The following is a 20,279-nucleotide window of genomic DNA, read 5'->3' on the forward strand; positions in this document are numbered from 1 at the left end:
AGACAAGCGGCCTGCACCGGGGGCATGGCTTGGCCTTGCGACCCTGCGCGACCACACAAGGATCCTTGCGCCATGAAGCTTCTCACCGCCCCTCTCGCACTCGCCGGCCTTGCCGTCGCCGCTGCCGCCAGCCCGGCCGCCGCGCAGAGCGCCGACGAGAAGATCAACATGGTGATCGCCTATAACGAGAGCGAATGCCCCGTCGCCCAGCCCGGCGAAGTGGTGGTGTGCGAAATCCTGGTCGAGGAGGAGCGCTATCGCATCCCCTCCAACCTGCGCTATTCCGACAATCCGGCGAACCAGTCGCTCGCGCGGCAGGTCGACCAGATCAAATATGTCGGCGATTTCGGCGCGATGAGCTGTTCGCCTGCGGGCGCGGGGGGCTTCACCGGCTGCACCCAGAAATTCATCGAAGCCGCCTACAAGGACCGCGCCGAGGAAGACGGCGTCCGCTTCGGCAAGCTGATCGAGGAAGCGCGGGCCGAGCGGCTCTCCACCATCGACGCCGATGCCGCCGCCGAGCAGGAGCGGGTCGAGATGATCGAGCGCGAATATATGGAGCGGCTGGAGCGCGAACGGCAGGCCGAGCTGCCCAGCGAAAGCCAGCTGCCCCCTCCGCCGAAGTAAGCCTCAGACCCGATAATAATCCCGATACCACGCCACGAACCGCGCGACGCCTTCGCGGAAGGGGGTCTGCGGGGCGTAGCCGGTGAGCGATTTCAGCAGGCTCGCATCGGCCCAGGTCGCGGGCACATCGCCCTGCTGCATCGGCATGAAATTCTTCACCGCCTCACGCCCGCACTCGGCCTCGATCGCCTCGACGAAATCCATCAGCCGCACCTTGTCGCCATTGCCGATATTGACCACGCGGTAGGGCGCGACGGGGGAGAGGCTGTCTCCGTCCGCGATATCCTCCGCTGTCTCGGGCCGCACCGGCGCAGCGTCGATCAGCAGGCGGATGCCGCGCACCAGATCGCTGACGTAGGTGAAATCGCGGTACATCTCGCCGTCGTTGTAGATATCGATCGGCGTGCCTTCGAGCACACCCTTGGTGAACTTGAACAGCGCCATGTCGGGCCGCCCCCAGGGCCCGTAGACCGTGAAGAAGCGGAACATCGTGGTCGGCAGGTTCCAGAGGTGCGCGTAGGAATGCGCCATCGCCTCGTTCGCCTTCTTGGTCGCGGCGTAGAGCGTGAGCGGGGTGTCGACCTTCTGCAACTCGTCGAAGGGCATCTCTTCGTTCGCGCCATAGACCGATGAGGTCGAGGCCATCAGCAGGTGCTCCACGCCCAGTTCGCGCGCGCATTCCATCACGTTGAAGGTGCCCACCAGATTGGCATCGATATAGGCGCGCGGGTTTTCGAGGCTGTAGCGCACCCCCGCCTGCGCGGCGAGGTGGACGATCACGTCCGGCTGCTCCGCCAGCGCGAGCGCGTGGAGCGTGTCGAAATCCTCAAGCATCCCCTCGGTGCAGGTGAAGTGCGGGTGTTGCAGCAGCATCTGGTGCCGCCGCTGCTTGATGCGCACGTCGTAATAGTCCGTCATGCCGTCATAGCCGACGACGCGGAAACCCTCTTCCAGTAGCAGTTGCGAGAGGTGGAAGCCGATGAACCCGGCCGAGCCGGTGACGAGAACGGTGCGCATGGCCGCGCTCCTTACGCCGAAGCGCTTAAGAAAGAGCGATATCGGGCGCGTCTTCCTGCTTCATGCCGACCACATGGTAGCCCGCATCGACATGATGCGTCTCCCCGGTGACTCCGGATGACAACTCGGACAGCAGATAGAGCCCCGCGCCGCCGACATCGTCGATCGTGACATTGCGGCGCAGCGGCGCGTTGTATTCGTTCCACTTGAGGATGTAGCGGAAATCGCCGATCCCGCTCGCAGCCAGCGTCTTGATCGGCCCGGCGCTGATCGCGTTGACCCGGATATTGCGCGGGCCGAGATCATTGGCGAGATACTTCACGCTCGTCTCCAGCGCCGCCTTGGCGACGCCCATGACGTTGTAATGCGGCACGACCTTTTCGGCGCCATAATAGCTCAGCGTCAGAATCGCGCCGCCGCTTTCGGGCATCATCGCGCTGGCACGCTGGGCGATGGCCACCAGCGAATAGGCCGAGATGTTCATCGTCATCAGGAAGTTGTCGAGACTGGTGTCGACATAGAGCCCGCGCAGCTCGTTCTTGTCGGAAAAGCCGATCGCGTGGACCACGAAGTCGAGGCTGTCCCAGCGCGCCTTCAGGGCGGCGAAGGCGGCATCGAGCGATTCCATGCTGGAAACGTCGCATTCGAAGGTGAAGTCGCTCCCGAGCTGCGCCGCGAGCGGAATTACGCGCTTGCCCAGCGCCTCGCCCTGATAGGAGAAGGCCAGCTCAGCCCCATGCTCGGCGAGCTTCTTCGCAATGCCCCAGGCCAGCGACTTGTCGTTGGCGAGCCCCATGATGAGGCCGCGCTTGCCTGCCATCAGTCCGTCCATCTACGCATTCTCCTTGGGCGGGTCCGCCCGTTCGCCCGCTTCGTGAGCCAGCGCCGCATTCAGTTCCGCGCCAATAACGAGGCCGAGGCCGACGAGCCAGAAAAACAGCAGCGTCACCATCGGTCCCGCCAGACTGCCATAGGTCAGGTCATAGGTGAAGAACCGCCGCAGCACCACCGGCAGCGCGGCGGCGACGACGATCCACCAGCCCGCCACGAACAGCGCACCGGGCCATATCAGCGCGCCGTCCTTGCGCCAGGGCAGCGGGGTGAGAGTCTTGAACAGCACGAACAGCGACAGCCCCAGCCCCAGCGCGGGCACCACGCGCGACAGGCTGAGCGTCGCGATCGCCTCGACCAGCTGAGGGAAGGCGGCGCCGATCACTTCCTGCGCGGTGCCGATCGCGACCTGCGAAAACAGCGACAGCATCAGCAGCACCACCGCCGCCAGGATCAGCCCGATCGACCCCAGCCGATAGCGCCAGAACGCCCCCGGCGGGGACGCGCCATAGGCACGGCGCATGATATCGCGGATAGTCTCGATCAGGCTCGACACGGTCCACAGCCCCACGCCTGCGCCCAGCCACAACAGCCAGCCCGAACGGGCAAAGATCACGTTCTCGGCCACCGGCACGATCACCTTGGCGACCGAATCGGGCATGGCCTGCGCGACCGAGAGGATCATCGCTGCGGCATTGTCGCGCCCGCCGATCAGATCGAACAGCGCCGCGCCGAGGATGAAGAACGGGAAGATCGCCAGCATCGACAGATAGGCCAGGTTGCCGGCGTGGATGAACCCGTCGTTGAAGGTGCCCTCCGCCACCCGTCGCACCACCGCCCAGACGCGGGCCAGCGAGAAGGAGGAGGGAAAGGGGATATCTGTCATGCGCCCGGCGCTGCCCGGCCGCTACAGGCCGAATTTCTCGCGCGGGCGGGCCGGGTCGATCCAGCCTTCAAGCCGGGTTTCGAGCGCGGCGAGATCGGCGGGGAGCTGGATCTCGATATTCACCAGCTGATCGCCGCGTTCGGGCTTGCCGTCGATGGTCTTGCCGTTCTTGCGCGTCCAGCCCTTGCCGCCCAGCCGCAGCACCGTGCCGCTCGAGGTGCCGGGCTTGATCGTCAGCATCACCGCGCCGTCCACCGTCGGGCATTTGACCTTGGCCCCGCGCACCGCCTCATCGAGCGTGACGGGCAAGTCCATGCGGATATTGTCGCCTTCGCGCCGGAAGAAGGGATGGGTGCCCACTTCGACCATCACGATCCCGTCGCCATGTCCGCCCGCGCCCGGATGGCCCTTGTCCTTGAGGCGCATCATCGTGCCGTCCTCGACCCCGGCGGGGAGCTTCAGGTTGATCGCCTTGCCATCGGCCAGCGTGATGCGCTGATCGCGCCCGGCGGCGGCATCGACGAAGGGCACGGCGAGGCGGTACTGGATATCCGCGCCGCGCTTGGGCGGAGGCGGGGGCGGCTGCCGCCCGAAGCCGCGCCGCGCTGCGCCCGCTTGCGCGTTCTTGCGTCCGCCGAACAGGCCTTCGAACAGATCGCCCAGATCGACATCGTCCGCGCCGAACCCGGCGAAGTCGGCGGGATTCGGCCCCGGGCCACCACCTGCTCCGGCACCATAGGTGCCGCCGCGGCCATAGCCGGGCCGCCCGCCCATTCCGGCGAAAGGGTTGGCCGGATTGCCCTCTCCATCGATCTCGCCCCGGTCGAACTGCGCGCGCTTGGCCTTGTCGCTCAGCAGATCATAGGCGCGGGTGGCGTCGGAGAACTTCTCCGCCGCCTTGGGATTGTCGGTGTTGCGATCGGGGTGCAGCTCCTTGGCGAGCTTGCGATAGGCGCTCTTGATGTCCGCTTCCGACGCGGTGCGGGGGACACCCAGAATGCTGTAAGGATCGCGCATGGCGTATTAGCTAGGTGAGACAGCGCGGCTGCGCAAGGTTGCGCTGGGGGCAAGTCACGGCGGCGCGCGGTTTCAGGACAGGCGGTGACCGTGGCGCGCGCGATCCCGCATGCCGAGCAGGCGGCCGATGGTGTAGGCGATATAGGGGATCGGAACGAGGATCGCGCCGCCGATCAGGAAGAAGATAACTTCGTCCTTCATCCCGTACCACACCCACCGGCCCACCGCCTGCGCACCCATGATGATGGCAAGGAATCTGGCTGCGCGGTTGGCATCGTCCCAGATCCACAGGTGATCCTTCCAGCCACGCCACCCCATTTGCCACACCTTCCATCCGCAATAGACAAGGCCCGCCAGCATGAGGGCAAGACCGAGAAGGGCATACCAAAGGTTCATGCCCCGATTGTAACCGGCTGCTATCGCATCGACAAGTGACCCCGGCCCCGCGCGGATTGCGCCTTTCCGGCAGGCCCGCGCGTAGCTATGGCCGCAGCCAATCCGAGGAGCCTTTGCCGATGTCCGATACGACCCCGCTCGACGATGCCCAGCTCGCCGATTCGGTGATCCCCGAGGGCGCCGATCCCTTCGACCTGTTCGAAAAGTGGTTCGCCGCCGCACAGGTGGGGGAGATCAACGATCCCAATGCGATGGCGCTCGCCACGGCGACGGCCGATGCCGCGCCTGCGGTGCGGATGGTGCTGCTGAAGGGCCACGGCAAGGACGAGAACCCCGAAGGCATGGGGGGCGGCGGCTTCACCTTCTTCACCAATGCCGAAAGCCGCAAGGGCGAGCACATTCGCGCCAACATGCAGGCAGCATTGCTGTTCCACTGGAAGAGCCTGCGTCGCCAGATCCGCATCGAAGGTCCGCTGATCGAAGTCAGCCCCGAACGCGCCGACGCCTATTTCCACTCGCGCCCCTACAAGAGCCAGGTCGGCAGCGCCGCCAGCGATCAGTCGCGCCCCTTGCCCGAGCGCCAGACCTATCTCGACCGGGTGCAGGAATTGTGGGCCGCACACGAGGCGGAAGGCAAGGTGCCGCGCCCGCCGCACTGGACCGGCTTCACGCTCTCCCCGCGCCGGATCGAGTTCTGGATCGACCGCGACAACCGCCTCCACGACCGCCGCGAATTCCTGCGTGACAGCGCGGATGCGGCGTGGTCCGACACGCTCTTGTACCCGTGAGGATGACCATGCAGATTCCCTATTGGCACGTCGATGCCTTCGCCGCCCGGCCCTTCGGCGGCAATCAGGCGGCGGTGATGGTGCTCGATGAATGGCTGCCTGACGATGTGCTGGTGGCGATTGCGGCGGAGAATCTCTTCGCCGAAACCGCCTTCGTGGTGCGCGATGCGACCGGCCCAGAAAACGGAGGGGCTGACTGGGAGCTGCGCTGGTGCACGCCGACCGAGGAAGTGCGGCTGTGCGGGCACGCGACGCTGGCCAGCGGGCACGTGCTGCTGCAGCGCGACGGGGGAGAGCGGGTCACGTTCCGAACCCGGCAATCGGGGATCCTCGAGGTGCGCGCGGTTGGCGATGCCTATGAAGTGGGGCTTCCCTGCATTCCGACGCAGCCGGGCGAATGGGCTGAAGCGGCGGCCCTGCTGGGCGGCGCGCCGCTGGAGGTGTGGCGCAATCCGCTGGGTTACGATCTGTTCCTCTATGCCGATGAAGCAGCGATTCGCACGCTCGATCCCGATCTGCGAGGGCTGGCAATGCTGGGGAACAACCTGTTCGTCTGCACCGCTCCGGGCGAACGCACGGATGTGGTGAGCCGTGTTTTCGTGCCCGGCGGGGGCGTGGACGAAGACCCGGTGACCGGCGCGGCCCATGCGACGCTCGTGCCGTTCTGGACGCAGCGGCTGGGCCGCGACCACTTTACCGCGCATCAGGCCAGCGCCCGCGGCGGCGACCTTGCGTGCCGAAAGGAAGGCGCTGGAGACGACGCGCGCGCGTGGCTCGGCGGGTCGTGCGTGACGGTGGTGGAGGGAACATTCCACCTGTGATCCCCCGCGCAGGCGGGGGTCTCAGGCGAAGGCGCACAATGGCACGAGGCCCCCGCCTGCGCGGGGGAGCACAGCGTCCTACCTCTCCGGATAAAGCTCCAGCACATCCGCCGCTTGCTGCAACATCGGCGGGCGTTCGGCCGAGTCGGAGTGGCCCAGCCGCACCAGCGTCACCCGCTGGCTGGGGGAGACCAACACATATTGCCCCATGTGGCCGATCAGGCTGAACAGGTTCTGCGGCGCGCGGTCGGGGAACAGGGGTTGATCCTCGCCTTGCGCCAGCGCGCGGTTGAGCCAGATCTGGAAGCCGTAATTCGCGCGCGCGGGGCTGGGCGTCACCATCGCTTCGACCCAGCGGACGGGGACGAGTTGCTCGCCCCCAGGCGCGCGGCCCTTCAGCCGCAGGAACTCGCCGAATTTCGCCCAGTCGCGCGCGGTGGCGTGCATGAGGCTGCCGCCGATCAGCGTGCCGCTTGCGTCGAATTCGGGCACCATGCTCGCCATCCCCAGCGGGCCGAACAGGCGCACCTGCAGATAGTCCGCCACCGCCTTGCGCCGCGCCTCGGGCTTGTCGCTGGTCGTGAGCGCCCGCGCCGCAATGTCGGCGAGGATCACGGTGGTGTTGCTCGAATATTCGAACTGCTTGCCCGGTTCGGCCTCGAGCGGCTGTTCCTCCGCCCACTTGGCCATGTCGTCGCGTCCGTCGAGGAACAGCATCCGCACCTCGGCGCTCTCGTAGGGCGGATCGCCCGCCTCGGTGTGCCTGAGCCCGCTGCGCATCTGGAGCAGGTGGCGCAGGGTAATCTCCGCGCGCGGATCGCCGGGGCGCTGCCACAGGGGCACCGGCGCGGGCGCATCGAGCGCAAGCTTGCCGTCGGCGATCAGCATCCCGATCAGCACCGCGCTGACGGTCTTGGCCATCGACCAGCTGACGAAGCGCGTGTCCTTGTCATAGCCTTCGCCATAGCGCTCGGCGGCGAGCTTGCCGTTCGCCATCACCACCACCGCGCGCGTTTCACCGAGGCCGGGGAGGGTGAAGAGATCGTCGATCTGGCGGGCAAGCTGGTCGCGCGGCGCGCCCGCATCCTCGGTGACGGCGGCGAGCGCGGCTTCGGTCAGCGGGGCTTCAGCCGGCGGCGGGGAGCCACAGGCGGCGAGCAACAGCAGGACTGGCGCGGGCAGGATCGCGCGATTAAGGACGGCGGCTGGCAGGGTCATCGCGCCCTCAATTCCCGATGGACGAAGGCTTGGCAATGGCGAAATCACCCCGCTCCCCCGCGAAGGGCCGCACGCGCTGGGGCCTGTGGCTGCTGGCGATCATCGCGCTGGTCGCGGGCGGCGCGGTGTGGGCCTTCCGCGCGCCGATCACGGGCTATGGCAGCACCGCCGCAGCCTATTCGGCGCGGGTGGCGTGTTCATGCCGCTTCGTCGCGGGCCGCAGCCTCAAGGATTGCACCAAGGACAAGCTCGCAGGGATGGAGGCCGTCACTTTGCGCGACGATCCCGAGGCGAAAAGCGTCACCGCCCGCTTCCCGCTGGTGGCCGAGGCGACCGCGACCTACCGCGAGGGCTACGGCTGCGTGCTGGAGCCCTACGAAAGTTAAGCTTCCACTTTTTCGGTCGAATCGATCCAGCCGCCGCCGATCACGCGCTCGCCCGCATAGATCACCGCCGCCTGTCCGGGGGCAACGCCGAATTCGGGGGTGGCAAAGCGGATCGTCACCGCTGCGCCGCCGCCCAGATCGCCTTCCAGCGTTACCGGCACCGGCTTTGCCAGGCTGCGCACCTTGACGGTCAGCGGCGCATCGGGGAGGGGGCCGATACGGTTGGTCTCGGTGATCCGCGCCGCGTGGACCGCCAGCATCCGCTTGGGCCCGATCCGCACTTCGCGTGAGGCCGCGTCGAGGCCGATCACATAGAGCGGCTCTGGCTGGCCGCCGATTTCGAGGCCCTTGCGCTGGCCGACGGTGAAATGGACGATGCCCTTGTGCTCACCCAGCACCGCGCCGGTCGCCGCATGGACGATCGCGCCCGGCGCCGCGCCTTCGGGCCGCACCTTGGTCACGATCTTCGCGTAATTGCCGTCGGGCACGAAGCAGATGTCCTGCGAATCGGGCTTGGCCGCGTTGCGCAAGCCCGCCGCCTCGGCCAGCGCGCGCACCTGCGGCTTGGGCATCCCGCCCAAGGGAAAGCGCAGATATTCGAGCTGCGCTTCGGTGGTGCCGTACAAAAAGTAAGACTGATCGCGCGCCGGATCGAAGGCGCGGTGCAGCTCGACCCCGTCCGCGCCCATGACGCGGCGGACATAGTGCCCGGTGGCGAGGCAGTCCGCCCCCAGCTCGCGCGCCATGCGGAACAGGTCGGTGAATTTGGGCCCCATGTTGCAGCGGATGCAGGGTACCGGGGTGCGCCCGGCGAGATATTCGTCGGCGAACTGTTCGACCACATCCTCGCGAAAGGCGCTTTCATGGTCGAAGACGTAGTGCGCAATGCCCAGCCGGTCGGCCACGGCGCGCGCATCGCGGATGTCGTCGCCCGCGCAGCACGCGCCCTTGCGGCCCGTCGCCGCGCCGTAATCGTAAAGCTGGAGCGTGATGCCGATCACCTCCGCGCCGCTGGCATGGGCAAGCGCGGCGACCACCGAGGAATCGACCCCGCCGCTCATCGCGACGACGATGCGGCAGTCGCTTGCGGCACGCGGAAGATCGAACAGCGCGGCGGCGTCGTCCCTATCGAGGGGTGGGGCGGCCATCAGGCCGGTGTCGAGGAGAGCGGGGGTTTCCATGGGCGGCGCGGCCTATAGCGCCTCCGCCCGTGCTTCGCCAGCTTCGCCCCTGCAAGCGTGAAGCCGCCGCCCGGACTAATCCTAAGCCGAGGTAAATTGCAGGTTTACCGGATTTTGACGCACAGGCGGTATCAGGACGGATGATGTTCGAGAAAGCCAGGACTTTCAACGCCTCCGCCGGCCCTGCGCCGGGCGACGAGCGACTCGCCACCCGCCCGACGCGGCGTCCGGGCGAGGCGCTGCGTGCGCTCGAGTGGAGCGAGCTGACCTCGCGCCTCAACGCCGCGCGTGATCTCAGGCTGCTGCTGCGCACCGAATCGCAGGCCCCGATCGAAGCGGTTGCCGCCAGCTTCGGCGACGCGGCAGCGAGTTACTTCGCGCTTCTCGACGATAGCGAACAGGGCGTTAACCCTGATGCTTTAGGGCAATCTAAAGTGTTGGGTGCCACACCTCGGGCCAGCAATGCGAACCGCGCCGACACGGCGACAGGCGAAAACGCCGATCCGTGCCGGGGCGATGCGAGAGACAGACGATGATTGAAAACCAGGACATCCGCCCCGCCCAGGTGATCGGCCCGCTCGGCGAGCCGCTGACGCTGGCCGACCTGCCTTCTCCCACCACCAAACGGTGGGTGGTGCGGCGCAAGGCCGAGGTGGTGGCTGCGGTCAGCGGCGGTCTGCTGACGCTCGATGAGGCGCTGGCGCGTTACAGCCTGACGCTGGAGGAATTCGCTTCGTGGCAGCGCGCGGTTGACCGTTCGGGCATGCACGGGCTGCGCGTCACCAAGATCCAGCATTACCGCGACCTCTACGAGCGCCAGCTCAAGTACTGACGGCGCTTTTCCGTTCACCCCACGTCCGGCCCGCCTCGCCCGTAAAGCGTTGCGGGCCGTCGGCGTTTCGCGGCAACCGTGGTGAAGCCGCCCGGCGCAACTGCGCAGCCGGGCGACAACGGAGACTAGGGAAATGGGATGGATTATCGCTTTGATCGTCGGCGGGATCGCCGGCTGGCTCGCCAGTCTGATCATGAAGCGCGATGCCTCGATGGGGATCGTGCTCAACATCGTGGTCGGCTGTGTCGGCTCGGTCATCGGCAATCTGATTGCCGGGCCATTGCTGGGGATCAGCGGCAGCGTGCAGGAATTCTCGTTCAGAGGGTTGCTGGTTGCAGTGCTTGGCGCGGCCGTGCTGCTGGGGATCGTCAACCTGATCCAGCGCGGCAAGGTGCGGTAAGCCGGACAAACCTGCCCTTCCCGCGGGAACCGATGGCCTGTGCCTTTCGTCTAGGCTGAAAGTCATCGGTCGATGCGCGCATTGCCCTGCAACGTGTGGCAATCTATCAGGCGTTGCACTTGGTGACTTATGCGAATAATACACTTGGGCCGGGGTCGCAGCGCGGCTCTGGCCCAGGTCAGGGAACGGCGATGAACTACGAAACGACCATCACGGCAGAAGCCGCCGACGGGGTGAGAACCGAATATGCCGGTGCGCGCACGCTTGCCGCGCCTGCCATCCCGCGCTGGCTGATCCTCGGCGGGCTGGGCGTGTTCGGGCTGCTGCTGGCGATCGCCGCATGGTTCGCGCTGGTCGGCGGAGAGCCGGTGGCGGTCGATGACGACAATGCCCAGGCCCCCTCTGTCACCGTGGTTTCCCCGGGCAAGACGATGGTCGCCGGGCTGATCGAAGCGCCCGGCACGCTCGCCGCACGCCGCCCCATGCCGGTGGGCGTGGTCGGCGAAGGCGGGCAGGTGCTGCGCGTCACCGTGGATGCGGGCGACTGGGTGCAGCAAGGGCAGGTGCTGGCGGTGATCGACCGTTCGGTGCAGGTCCAGCAGGCCGAAGCGCAATCCGCCCAGATCGAAGTCGCCCGCGCCGATGCCAATCTGGCGCAGGCGAACCTCGACCGCGCGCTCCAACTGGTCGAGCGCGGGTTCATCTCCAAGGCCGATGTCGACCGCCTGACCGCAACCCGCGATGCCGCCGCCGCGCGCGTCAGGGTGGCGCAGGCGCAGCTCGGCGAACAGCGCGCGCGCAACGCACGGCTCAATATCTACGCCCCGGCCTCAGGCTATGTGCTGGCCCGCAATGTCGAGCCCGGGCAGACGGTGGGCGCAGGCTCCCCGACGCTGTTCACCATCGCCAGCGGGGGCGAGTTGGAAATGCTCGCGCAGGTGTCCGAAGAACAGCTCGCCAAGCTCTCGGTGGGCACTTCGGCGACCATTGTGCCGACCGGTTCGGGCAAGGAATTTTCGGGGCAGGTCTGGCAGGTTTCTCCGGTGATCGATCAGACCTCCCGGCAGGGCACCGCGCGCATCGCGCTCAGCTTCGCGCCCGAACTGCGGCCCGGCGGCTTTGCCACCGCGCGGCTGAACAGCGGCAGCTTCTCGGCCACGGTGCTGCCCGAAAGCGCGGTGCTGGCCGACAGCGAGGGCAGCTTCGTCTATGTCGTGGGACCGGACAACAAGGCCGTGCGCCGCGCGGTGAAGACCGGCGCGGTCACCCCCGATGGCCTCGCGATTACAGAGGGCCTCAATGGCAGCGAGCGCGTGGTGCTGCGTGCCGGAGGGTTCCTCAACCCCGGCGAGACCGTCAACCCGCAACCGCTCAAGAAGTAAAAGGCGTCCATTCCCCGCGCGCTGCGGCGCGTAACTGACGGGGCAAGCAGCAAGACCGGCGCGCAACAGGCAGGAATAACATGGCTCTCAAGGACATCTCGGCCTGGTCGATCCGCAATCCGGTGATTCCGCTGGTGGCCTTCACTATCCTGCTGATCGCGGGGATCGTCAGCTTCCTGCGGATGGATGTGACCAACAACCCCGACGTCGAATTCCCGGCGGTGATGGTCAACATCTCCCAGCCCGGTGCCTCGCCGACCGAGATCGAGAACCAGATCACCCAGCGCGTTGAAGCCTCGCTGCGGTCGATCGCTGGGGTCAATTCGCTGCAGTCGACCGCGCGTGAGGGCAGTTCGCAGACCTTCGTCGAATTCGAGATCGGCACCAACCTGATCGAGGCGGTCAGCGAAGTCGAGACCGCGATCAACGACGTGCGCGGGAGCCTGCCCGACGGCATCCTCGAACCGCAGGTGCGCAAGGTCAACGTGGTGGGCGAGCCGATCGGCTATGTCGCGGTGGAGGCCGACGACATGACGGTGGAACAGCTCAGCTGGTTCATCGACGACACCGTTGCCAAGCGCCTGCTCAAGATCAACGGCATGGCCGAGGTCAACCGCTTCGGCGGGGTCGACCGGCAGATCGAGGTGATCCTCGATCCGGCCAAGATGCAGGCCTTCGGAGTCACCGCCTCGCAGATCAACGCGGTGCTGCGCCAGGGCAATCTCGATGCCGCAGGCGGCCTCGCCGAGATCGGCGGCACGCGGCAATCGCTGCGGGTGCTCGGCAATTCGGACACCGCCTATCAGCTGTCCCAGACCCAGCTGCAATTGGGCGGTGGCCGCACGGTGCGCCTTGCCGACATCGCCAAAGTGCGTGACGGCTTTTCCGAGCGCACCTCGATCAGCGAAGTGAACGGCCAGGAAGTCGTCAACTTCGCCATGAGCCGCGCGCGCGGGGCGTCGGACCTGACGGTCTATGACGCCGCGCTGGAGGAGATGGACAAGATCGAGGCCGAAAATCCCGGCGTGAAGTTCATCAAGCTTTCCACCAGCACGACCTACACCCGCGGCCAGTACAAGTCCTCGATGTGGGCGCTGGTCGAAGGCGCGGTGCTGGCCGTGGTGGTGGTGTTCATCTTCCTGCGCGACTGGCGGGCGACTTTTATAAGCGCGGTGGCGATTCCGCTGTCGGCGATCCCGACCTTCTTCTTCATGGATTACCTCGGGTTCAACCTCAACTTCCTGTCGCTGCTGGCGCTTGCGCTGGTGGCAGGCGTGCTGGTCGACGATGCGATCGTGGAGATCGAGAACATCGTCAGACACATGCGCATGGGCAAGACCGCCTATCAGGCGAGTATCGACGCCGCCGACGAAATCGGCCTGCCGGTGGTCGCCACCAGCTTCTGCATCGTCGCGGTGTTCCTCCCCGTGGGCCTGATGCCGGGCGTGTCGGGGCAGTTCTTCCAGAATTTCGGGATCACCGTGGTTATCGCGGTGCTGATGAGCCTCGCGGTCGCACGTATGCTGACCCCGCTGATGGCGGCCTATTTCCTCAAGGCCAAGGGCCACGCCGAACATGGCGGCGGCCCGGCGCTTGACCTCTACATGCGCGTGCTCAGCTGGACGCTCGACACCGGGCGCATGGCCGTGCGCCGCGCCGGGATCACCGGCCCGCGCCACCGCGTCTTTTATGTCGTGGGGATGCTGCTGGTGGTGCTGGTGCTGCTGATCGTCCCCGCGCTCACCATGTTCGAACTGGCGAGCGGAGCGGTCTCCGGCGCGATCGCCGAAGGCGCCGGCGTCGCTCCGCCGTGGAAGGGCCTGCTGGGGCTCGACGTGCACAAGCAGATTGCCGCTGCGGTCGAATCCGACACCAACGCCGCCGCCAACTGGCTGGTCGCCAAGCTGTTCGAAGTGGTGCTGGTGCTGCTGGTCTCGCTGCTGTCGTTCCTCGCCGCGTTCGTGACGTTCAAGGCGATCGAAGCGCCCTCGGGCGGGGATAGCCGCGTTGCGCAAAGCCTGCGCTGGATGACCGCGCGGTTCTACGATCACCGCATCTGGATGGTGGGGATCGGCTGGTTCTCGTTCCTCGTCACGATCCTGCTGTTCGGCCAGATTCCCGGCCAGTTCCAGCCGACCATCGATGACGAAAACAGCCGCGTCGAGATCGAGATGGTGCCCGGCACCACGCTCGCCCAGACCAAGCGGGTGGTCAATTCGGTCGCCGCGCGGCTGCGCGAGGAGCCCGAGGTCGAGCGCCTGCTCGAACGCATCCGGCTGGGCGAGACTTCGTCGATCTTCGTCAAGCTGCGCGAGGATCGCGCGCGCAGTTCGATCGAGTTCGAGCGCGAGCTGGCGCCCGACCTCGCCAAGATCCCCGATGCGCGCGTGCGGTTCCAGTCGCAATCGGGCGGGTTCGGCTCGGGCCGCGACATGACGGTGATGCTGGCGGGCAGCGATCCGGTGCTGCTCGATCAGACCGCGACCCGGCTGGTCGAGGAGATGAAGGGTTTGAAATCGCTGGTCGCCCCGCGCATCAGCGCCGATCTCAACCGCCCGGAAATCATCATCACCCCGCGTGACCAGATCGCCGCCGAGCTGGGCATCACCACCGCCGCCCTGTCGCAGACGATCCGCATCGCGACGCTGGGCGAGATCGAGCAGAACGCCGCGCGCTTCTCGCTGTCGGACCGCCAGATTCCGATCGTGGTGCGCTTGTCGGAAGCGGCGCGCACCGATTTCCGTACGATCGAGAACATCCCGGTGCCGCTGCCGAGTGGCGGTTCGGTGCCGCTGAGCCGAGTGGCCGACATCACCTTCGGCTCCGGCCCGACCGCGATCCAGCGCTACAACCAGAACCGCCGCGTGCTGGTGGGTGCCGATCTCGCCGCAGGCGTGCTCAAGGGCGAGGCGCAGGCCCAGATCGACGCGCTGCCGGTGCTGCAAGCCCTGCCAGTCGGCGTGATCCGCGACGTGGTGGGCGAGGAGGAATGGCAAGCCGAGCTGATCACCAACCTGATCATCGCGATCTTCGCCGGGTTCGGCCTCGTGTTCTCGGTGCTGGTGCTGCTCTACAAGCGGCTGATGAGCCCGCTGGTCAACATGACCTCGCTGTTGCTCGCGCCGCTGGGGGGCATTCTGCTGATCTGGCTGCTGGGCCAGCCCAATTCGATGCCGGTCTATATCGGGATTCTGCTCCTGCTGGGGATCGTGTCGAAGAACTCGATCCTGCTGATCGACTTCGCGATCGAGGAGATGAACAAGGGCGTGGGCAAGCTCGATGCGATCCTCGATGCCGGGCACAAGCGTGCCCAGCCGATCGTGATGACCACCGTGGCGATGACCGCAGGGATGGTGCCGGTGGCGCTGTCGCTCTCGGGCGACGGGGCCTGGCGTCAGCCGATGGGGATCGTGGTGATTGGCGGGCTGGTGCTCTCCACCCTGCTGACGCTGCTGATCGTGCCCGCGGGCTTCAGTCTGGCGGACGGGCTGGAGAAGCGCGTCGGCCCGTGGCTGCGCGCCAAGATGCTGACCTACAAGCCGGGCGACGAGCACGGCCAGCAGGAGACCGCGCCCGGCCCCGCCTTCCCCAGCCCCACCTTCCCCGGCCTCGGCAAGCCCGCATCGGGCCATGAGCCTGCCGAGTGACAGTGAGGGCGTGACGAACGGCCTCTTTGCGGGCTAAGGCCAATGTAATGGCGAAGCGTTCCTCCGTGCCCCTGACCTTTGGCGGCCAGCCGCTGACCGTCGACCGCGCGCGCCGGATGCGGATCGCCGCGACCGCGATGCTCGCCGCGATGGCGGTGATCTTCATCGCCACTCACGGCCTTGCCATGACCGGGCATCCCGCGTGGGGCTACGTCAACGCCTTTGCTGAGGCCGCAATGGTCGGCGGGCTGGCGGACTGGTTTGCGGTCACCGCGCTGTTCCGCCACCCGCTCGGCCTGCCGATCCCGCACACCGCGATCATCCCCGAGAACAAGGACCGCATTGCCGACACGATGGCGGCCTTCCTGCGCGAGAATTTTCTTACCCCGGCCGTCGTCGCGCGGCGCATGTCGGGGATGAACATCGCCAAGGCGGCGGGCGAGTTTCTGGCGGCCTCACCCGAACGTGGCGGCCCCGACGAACGCTCGCGGCTCACTTCGGGCGCGGCGGAATTGCTGGCCGAGGTGCTCGAAAGCCTCGACCCCGACCGGCTCGGCACGCAGGTGCGTTCCGGCCTTGCGGGCCAGCTCGCCAAGCTCGACATCGCCCCGCTCGCAGGCCGGATGATCGAGACCACGATGGCCGACAAGCGCCACCAGCCGCTGATCGACGGTTTCGTGCGCTGGGCGGGCCTCACCATTGAGGACAACGAGGACACGCTGCGCGACATCATCCACCAGCGCGTAGCGGGTGTGCTGCGCTGGGCGGGGATCGACAAGACCATCTCCTCCAGCGTGCTCGATGGCCTCTACAAGCTGCTCGCCGAGGTGCTGGTGAACCCCGATCACCCCCTGCGCGGCAAGATCGAGGAGGGCCTCGCCAAGCTGGGGCAGGACTTGCAGCACGATCCCGAAACCCGCACCAAGGTCGAGGACATGAAGCGCGACCTGATCGCCAACCCGGCGGTGGCGGTGTGGTGGACGGGGGTGTGGGAACGCATCCGCCGCTCGCTCATCACCCGCGCGCGCGATCCCGAAAGCGGGATGGGAGAGGAAATGCGCAACATGCTCGCCGAACTGGGGCTGGCGCTCCAGCAGGACGAGCGGTTGCAGCTCCAGATCAACCGTTTCGCGCGCCGCACGATGGTCGGCGTCGCGACCCGCTACGGCGACCAGATCGTGCGGCTGGTGTCGGAAACGGTGCGGCGCTGGGACGCGCAGACCATCACCGACCGGGTCGAGGGTGCGGTCGGCCGCGACCTCCAGTTCATCCGCATCAACGGCACGCTGGTGGGCGGGCTGGTCGGCATGACGCTGCACTTCATCGTCAGCTTCCTGTGAGCCTGCCCACCGCGCGACCCTGAGCGAGGCGCGGCTTTGCGCGTTCTGGAATCCCCGAACTTGTGATATTGCAGCCCCCTGTCCGAATTGCAGGGGGTGGCATGGCCGACGATCAGGAACTCTACGTCCTCGACGAAGCGTCGATGGTGCGGCTGTGGCTGACCGCGAAGGTCGACAGCGGCGCCATGACCCAAGCGCGGGCGACGCAGTTCTGGAACACCTACACGCGCGACGGTTCGCGCTATCTCGCGACCTATTTTGCCACCGTGGGCGATGTGGCGACGCTGACCAAGCTCGCCAATGATCTCGGCTCACCGCTCGGCAAGGTCGCCTACAAGTCCTATGCCGGCAAGATGCACGTCATCTTCAAGGGCCGCCCGGGCCTGCGCAAGATCCTGACAGGGACGCGTTACGGCGTGACCAATGCCAAGGTCGTCAGCCTCGGCATCGGCGAAAAGGGCGTGCGGCAGGCGGTGCGCAAAGGCGGCATCCTGTCGATCATCCTCATCACCGTGTGGAACGTCGCCGATTTCGTGCTGAGCGACAATGTCACCTTGGGCCAGTTCATCGGGCAGCTGTCGACCGATATCGCCAAGATCGGCGCCTCGACCGCGATCGGCGCGCTGGCCGGGGCGGCGGCGGTCGGCACGGCAGTCGGTGCCTTTGCCCTCGGCCCGCTGATCGTGGCCGTGGCGGTCGGCATCGGCGTGTCGCTGGCGCTCGACTACCTCGACAACAAATATGGCTGGACGCGCAAGCTTCAGGCGTTCCTCGACGAAAAGATCGCCAGGATAAACGCCCGGCTGCGCCAAATCCGCAGCGATGCCGAACTGTTCGCCCTCCGCAGCGCGGCGCAGGTGCTCGACGAGCTGGTCGATCTGGCTGCCGAAAGCGCGCGCCGCCGCTTCCTGCGCGAGATCGACAAGTACTTCCCGCGCGTGCCGAACTGGCCGAACACGCCCAGCCTTCCGCGCCGCCGCACCCCGCCCAACGTCCCGCGCCTGCCGAGTCTGCCCAGCCTTCCGAGTCTTCCGAGCCTCCCCAGCTTGCCCAGCTTGCCCAGCCTCCCGCGCCTGCCCAGTCTTCCAAGCCTGCCGCGCATCCCCCGGATATGGTAGCCGATCGGGATGGGCACAGGCTCTGGTGACGGCAGCGTGCAGGGCTCTGGTCGGGTGCTGGGCTGGGGGCTCGGCCTATTCGGCGCGGCGCTGCTGGTTCTCTCCGCCACCCATATTTACGGCTTTGTCGATGCAATCGTGAGCCGCGCGCCGATTATCGTGTGGGATGAGACCGGCTGGGTTGCGCTGCCCAGCGCCCTTTCTCTGCTGGCGCTGGCGTCGGCCCTTTATGTCGGGCGTGGTCGGGGGCAGGATATCGACGGGCCGCGCGGTGATGCGGTCAAACGCCTGCTGGCAATCGCCGCCTGCCTCCTGCCCTTCGCGATCGTGCTCCCCTTCAGCGCGCACTGGCTGTTCGCGCGCCATCTGGAGACGCAAGGGTACAACGAATGCGTCGACGGAGTGTGGGTTGCGGTGGGCCGGGTGCCGGACGTTCCCGAAACCCCGGCCGCGTGCCGCAACCTCTCCTTCTAGCGCAAGGGCCTATCGCCCCATCTGATAGACAATGCTCTCCGCAAAGAAGGAGCGCATCGGCTGGCCCGCCGCGTCCAGCGCGGGCTCGAACTGCGCATTCGCCATCGCCCGGCAGGCGGGGCTGTCGAGCCGGTCGGTTTCGGTCGCCTTGAGGATCACGCAATCCTCCACCTTGCCTTCGGGGCTGACGATCACGCGCATCCGCATGATCCCCTGCTCGCCCGTCCGCGCGGCCTCGCGCGGGTAGGTCGCGACGATCCGGCGCACCACGCCGTCGCGGTTGGTCCATTGCGGCATCCGGGTGGCGGTGCGCTGCGCTTCGGCGTCGAGCCCCCAGCTGCCGACCAGATCGAGCGCGCAGGCATCGAGCGCTTCGAACGCCTGGTCGAGCGGGCCGGTCATCAGCCGATATTCGTCCCCGCGCTGCTTGAGCCCGACGAACTGCGCCTTGCGCGCGCCCTCCTTGTCGAGCAGCGGCAGGGTCAGGTCTTCGGTTGCATCGGCGGCGGCCTCCTCAGCATCGTCGCGCAGCGCGGCCCCGATATTGATCTGCGAATAGATCACCGCATCGCCATAGCCTTCGACCGCCCCGGCGAAGGGTTCGGTGCGGCGCGGTTCCTGCCCTTCGGCAAAGGCAAGGTCGGTGCGCGCGCGGCTGGCGAACCGCTTGAACGACGGCCCGGCCACCGTCATGCCCACGCGCTGGCCCGGCCAATATTGCTCGAGGAACAAGACATGCTTTGCATCCCCCTCGCCAAACAGCCGGGCAAGGCGGCACTTGGTCTCGCCGTAATCGAGGTTCCAGCGGCTGCTGGGGGTGATCTCCACCACCTTGGCCTGGGCGGGCATGGCGGCAAGCACTGCGGGCAGAGCGAGACCGATGGTGAGAAGCGATATGCGCACGGGCGACCCTTTCGATAGGGTCACAGAATGCGTTAGGTTTCTTGCAATTTCAAGTCATTGCATATTTGACTATTTGTTCAGTCGATAGGTGATCCGTGTCGAAAAGAATCCGGCCACCGGATTTCCCGCCGCATCGGTTGCCGGTTCGAAAACCGCATGGCGAAGCAATTGCAGGCAGGCGGTGTCATTGAACGAGGCGGGGCCATCGAAAGCGGTCACTTCGCAGAAGGTCGGCTTGCCATCTTTGTTCACCGTCAGGCGCACGGCCACAGTGCCCTGCTGCTCTGCGCGCAACAGGTGCGAGGGATAGTTGGCCGCGATTTTCTGTGACCAAAGTGCTTCGTCCTTCGTTCTGACCCCCGTTCCAGTGCCGTCTCCATTGCCGACGCGCGCAAGCCGCTCGCGCAGCTTGGTGGTGCATCCCAGCAGATCGACCATCATTGGTAGAAAGCCATCAAGTTCGAGAGTGATCGGGTCGATAATGGCCCCTGCCATTTCGAGACTGGTGATCGCCTCGTAACGTTGCCTCATCGTCGCTTCGGAGGCCTGACCGGTGAGCGCTGCATCGGCAAAATCCACCGTCTCCTCGCCTGACGGCTTCTGGCTGGTCGCCGCTTCTGCCGTGTCGGGTAGCAGCGAGACCGGCTGCACCCCGAACAGCCCGAGCACCGGACGGCCCTTGCTCGATGTGGCAGTGATGAAATTGCGCTCGACCGGCTCACCCGGCGCGAAGCCGACTCGGACGAAAGCCCCATAGGGATTGCGCACCGCCCGACCGATCAGGGTCAGGTTGACGCCCGGCCCCGGGCCGCCCTTGTCGATCCACAGCGTCAACTCGTCCTCACCCGAACCGTAGGTGCGGATCATTCGGCACTTGTCGTCATACTCGCGCAGGTCCCAGTCCGAACGGGGCTTGAGCTTGATGGGTTCGGCTGATGCCGCAATCGGACAAACGGCGCTGGCCGTGGCAGCGATGACGATAAAGGCGCGAAGCATACGAAAAACCCCTGAGAGG

21 protein-coding genes are annotated in these 20,279 nt (G+C 66.7%); 12 read left to right on the forward strand and 9 right to left on the reverse strand.

Going from position 1 to position 20,279, the window contains the following annotated elements:
* Positions 1-72 precede the first annotated feature (72 nt).
* Positions 73-627, forward strand: coding sequence for a hypothetical protein (locus tag BZF59_RS03895; protein ID WP_086606934.1), 555 nt, complete (start codon positions 73-75; stop codon positions 625-627).
* Positions 628-630: 3 nt separating this feature from the next.
* On the opposite strand, the gene BZF59_RS03900 is transcribed toward BZF59_RS03895, so the two are convergent.
* From BZF59_RS03900 to BZF59_RS03920, 5 genes are all read right to left on the reverse strand, one after another.
* Positions 631-1,644: an NAD-dependent epimerase gene (locus BZF59_RS03900; protein ID WP_086606935.1), complete on the reverse strand. Its 1,014-nt coding sequence runs from the start codon at positions 1,642-1,644 to the stop codon at positions 631-633.
* Positions 1,645-1,669: 25 nt separating this feature from the next.
* Positions 1,670-2,476, reverse strand: a complete 807-nt coding sequence (gene fabI / locus BZF59_RS03905; RefSeq protein ID WP_086606936.1) for an enoyl-ACP reductase FabI — start codon at positions 2,474-2,476, stop codon at positions 1,670-1,672.
* Positions 2,477-3,361 (reverse strand): YihY/virulence factor BrkB family protein, encoded by an 885-nt coding sequence (locus BZF59_RS03910; protein ID WP_086606937.1) that lies wholly within the window; start codon positions 3,359-3,361, stop codon positions 2,477-2,479.
* Between the two features lie 21 nt (positions 3,362-3,382).
* Positions 3,383-4,378 (reverse strand): DnaJ C-terminal domain-containing protein, encoded by a 996-nt coding sequence (locus BZF59_RS03915; RefSeq protein WP_086606938.1) that lies wholly within the window; start codon positions 4,376-4,378, stop codon positions 3,383-3,385.
* Between the two features lie 72 nt (positions 4,379-4,450).
* Complete coding sequence (locus BZF59_RS03920) at positions 4,451-4,774, reverse strand: hypothetical protein (RefSeq protein ID WP_143738082.1); 324 nt, start codon at positions 4,772-4,774, stop codon at positions 4,451-4,453.
* Between the two features lie 119 nt (positions 4,775-4,893).
* Here BZF59_RS03920 and pdxH point away from each other — a divergent pair, with 119 nt between their 5' ends.
* Positions 4,894-5,562 carry a pyridoxamine 5'-phosphate oxidase gene (gene pdxH / locus BZF59_RS03925; RefSeq protein ID WP_086606940.1) on the forward strand — a complete coding sequence of 223 codons (669 nt, stop codon included), beginning with the start codon at positions 4,894-4,896 and terminating at the stop codon, positions 5,560-5,562.
* A gap of 2 nt (positions 5,563-5,564) precedes the next feature.
* Positions 5,565-6,383, forward strand: coding sequence for a PhzF family phenazine biosynthesis protein (locus BZF59_RS03930; RefSeq protein WP_086606941.1), 819 nt, complete (start codon positions 5,565-5,567; stop codon positions 6,381-6,383).
* A 78-nt stretch (positions 6,384-6,461) separates the two neighbouring features.
* Here BZF59_RS03930 and BZF59_RS03935 read toward each other — a convergent pair whose 3' ends face one another.
* Complete coding sequence (locus tag BZF59_RS03935) at positions 6,462-7,601, reverse strand: serine hydrolase domain-containing protein (RefSeq protein WP_086606942.1); 1,140 nt, start codon at positions 7,599-7,601, stop codon at positions 6,462-6,464.
* 35 nt (positions 7,602-7,636) lie between these two features.
* Between BZF59_RS03935 and BZF59_RS03940 the strand changes: the two genes are divergently transcribed.
* Entirely contained in the window at positions 7,637-7,987 is a 351-nt protein-coding gene (locus BZF59_RS03940) for a hypothetical protein (RefSeq protein ID WP_211277343.1), read from the forward strand.
* Here the strand turns inward: BZF59_RS03940 and mnmA are convergent.
* Positions 7,984-9,168: a tRNA 2-thiouridine(34) synthase MnmA gene (gene mnmA, locus BZF59_RS03945; protein WP_245806009.1), complete on the reverse strand. Its 1,185-nt coding sequence runs from the start codon at positions 9,166-9,168 to the stop codon at positions 7,984-7,986. The genes BZF59_RS03940 and mnmA overlap by 4 nt on opposite strands.
* 143 nt (positions 9,169-9,311) lie before the next feature.
* Between mnmA and BZF59_RS03950 the strand changes: the two genes are divergently transcribed.
* From BZF59_RS03950 to BZF59_RS03985, 8 genes are all read left to right on the forward strand, one after another.
* Positions 9,312-9,704, forward strand: coding sequence for a hypothetical protein (locus tag BZF59_RS03950; protein ID WP_143738083.1), 393 nt, complete (start codon positions 9,312-9,314; stop codon positions 9,702-9,704).
* The gene (gene sciP / locus BZF59_RS03955) at positions 9,701-10,000 is read left to right on the forward strand and encodes a CtrA inhibitor SciP (protein ID WP_086606944.1); all 300 of its coding nucleotides are present in this window, start codon (positions 9,701-9,703) and stop codon (positions 9,998-10,000) included. Before BZF59_RS03950 ends, sciP begins: the two co-directional genes overlap by 4 nt.
* Before the next feature lie 133 nt (positions 10,001-10,133).
* On the forward strand, positions 10,134-10,400 hold the full coding sequence (locus BZF59_RS03960; RefSeq protein ID WP_086606945.1) for a GlsB/YeaQ/YmgE family stress response membrane protein: 267 nt from the start codon (positions 10,134-10,136) through the stop codon (positions 10,398-10,400).
* A 191-nt stretch (positions 10,401-10,591) separates the two neighbouring features.
* A complete protein-coding gene (locus BZF59_RS03965; RefSeq protein ID WP_086606946.1) occupies positions 10,592-11,782 on the forward strand; it encodes an efflux RND transporter periplasmic adaptor subunit in 1,191 nt (396 codons plus the stop codon).
* Positions 11,783-11,862: 80 nt separating this feature from the next.
* The gene (locus BZF59_RS03970) at positions 11,863-15,429 is read left to right on the forward strand and encodes an efflux RND transporter permease subunit (protein WP_086606947.1); all 3,567 of its coding nucleotides are present in this window, start codon (positions 11,863-11,865) and stop codon (positions 15,427-15,429) included.
* Positions 15,430-15,476: 47 nt separating this feature from the next.
* A complete protein-coding gene (locus tag BZF59_RS03975; protein WP_086606948.1) occupies positions 15,477-16,769 on the forward strand; it encodes a DUF445 domain-containing protein in 1,293 nt (430 codons plus the stop codon).
* Between the two features lie 101 nt (positions 16,770-16,870).
* Positions 16,871-17,887 (forward strand): hypothetical protein, encoded by a 1,017-nt coding sequence (locus BZF59_RS03980; RefSeq protein WP_086606949.1) that lies wholly within the window; start codon positions 16,871-16,873, stop codon positions 17,885-17,887.
* 9 nt (positions 17,888-17,896) lie between these two features.
* Complete coding sequence (locus tag BZF59_RS03985) at positions 17,897-18,361, forward strand: hypothetical protein (RefSeq protein WP_086606950.1); 465 nt, start codon at positions 17,897-17,899, stop codon at positions 18,359-18,361.
* A gap of 9 nt (positions 18,362-18,370) precedes the next feature.
* Here BZF59_RS03985 and BZF59_RS03990 read toward each other — a convergent pair whose 3' ends face one another.
* Positions 18,371-19,264, reverse strand: a complete 894-nt coding sequence (locus BZF59_RS03990) for an energy transducer TonB (RefSeq protein ID WP_143738084.1) — start codon at positions 19,262-19,264, stop codon at positions 18,371-18,373.
* 69 nt (positions 19,265-19,333) lie between these two features.
* A complete protein-coding gene (locus tag BZF59_RS03995) occupies positions 19,334-20,260 on the reverse strand; it encodes an energy transducer TonB (RefSeq protein WP_086606952.1) in 927 nt (308 codons plus the stop codon).
* Positions 20,261-20,279: the final 19 nt, after the last annotated feature.

Origin of the sequence: Erythrobacter donghaensis (genome assembly GCF_002155425.1) — a bacterium.
Lineage (GTDB): Bacteria > Pseudomonadota > Alphaproteobacteria > Sphingomonadales > Sphingomonadaceae > Erythrobacter > Erythrobacter donghaensis.

Coding starts and splice junctions, on each gene's coding strand:
- BZF59_RS03965 (WP_086606946.1), top strand. CDS start 10,592: ATGAACTACGAAACGACCATCACGGCAGAAGCCGCCGACGGGGTGAGA.
- BZF59_RS03900 (WP_086606935.1), bottom strand. CDS start 1,644: ATGCGCACCGTTCTCGTCACCGGCTCGGCCGGGTTCATCGGCTTCCAC.
- BZF59_RS03975 (WP_086606948.1), top strand. CDS start 15,477: ATGGCGAAGCGTTCCTCCGTGCCCCTGACCTTTGGCGGCCAGCCGCTG.
- fabI (WP_086606936.1), bottom strand. CDS start 2,476: ATGGACGGACTGATGGCAGGCAAGCGCGGCCTCATCATGGGGCTCGCC.
- BZF59_RS03960 (WP_086606945.1), top strand. CDS start 10,134: ATGGGATGGATTATCGCTTTGATCGTCGGCGGGATCGCCGGCTGGCTC.
- BZF59_RS03910 (WP_086606937.1), bottom strand. CDS start 3,361: ATGACAGATATCCCCTTTCCCTCCTCCTTCTCGCTGGCCCGCGTCTGG.
- BZF59_RS03915 (WP_086606938.1), bottom strand. CDS start 4,378: ATGCGCGATCCTTACAGCATTCTGGGTGTCCCCCGCACCGCGTCGGAA.
- BZF59_RS03920 (WP_143738082.1), bottom strand. CDS start 4,774: ATGAACCTTTGGTATGCCCTTCTCGGTCTTGCCCTCATGCTGGCGGGC.
- BZF59_RS03940 (WP_211277343.1), top strand. CDS start 7,637: ATGGCGAAATCACCCCGCTCCCCCGCGAAGGGCCGCACGCGCTGGGGC.
- BZF59_RS03930 (WP_086606941.1), top strand. CDS start 5,565: ATGACCATGCAGATTCCCTATTGGCACGTCGATGCCTTCGCCGCCCGG.
- mnmA (WP_245806009.1), bottom strand. CDS start 9,168: ATGGAAACCCCCGCTCTCCTCGACACCGGCCTGATGGCCGCCCCACCC.
- BZF59_RS03980 (WP_086606949.1), top strand. CDS start 16,871: ATGGCCGACGATCAGGAACTCTACGTCCTCGACGAAGCGTCGATGGTG.
- BZF59_RS03985 (WP_086606950.1), top strand. CDS start 17,897: ATGGGCACAGGCTCTGGTGACGGCAGCGTGCAGGGCTCTGGTCGGGTG.
- BZF59_RS03950 (WP_143738083.1), top strand. CDS start 9,312: ATGTTCGAGAAAGCCAGGACTTTCAACGCCTCCGCCGGCCCTGCGCCG.
- pdxH (WP_086606940.1), top strand. CDS start 4,894: ATGTCCGATACGACCCCGCTCGACGATGCCCAGCTCGCCGATTCGGTG.
- BZF59_RS03935 (WP_086606942.1), bottom strand. CDS start 7,601: ATGACCCTGCCAGCCGCCGTCCTTAATCGCGCGATCCTGCCCGCGCCA.
- sciP (WP_086606944.1), top strand. CDS start 9,701: ATGATTGAAAACCAGGACATCCGCCCCGCCCAGGTGATCGGCCCGCTC.
- BZF59_RS03895 (WP_086606934.1), top strand. CDS start 73: ATGAAGCTTCTCACCGCCCCTCTCGCACTCGCCGGCCTTGCCGTCGCC.
- BZF59_RS03970 (WP_086606947.1), top strand. CDS start 11,863: ATGGCTCTCAAGGACATCTCGGCCTGGTCGATCCGCAATCCGGTGATT.
- BZF59_RS03995 (WP_086606952.1), bottom strand. CDS start 20,260: ATGCTTCGCGCCTTTATCGTCATCGCTGCCACGGCCAGCGCCGTTTGT.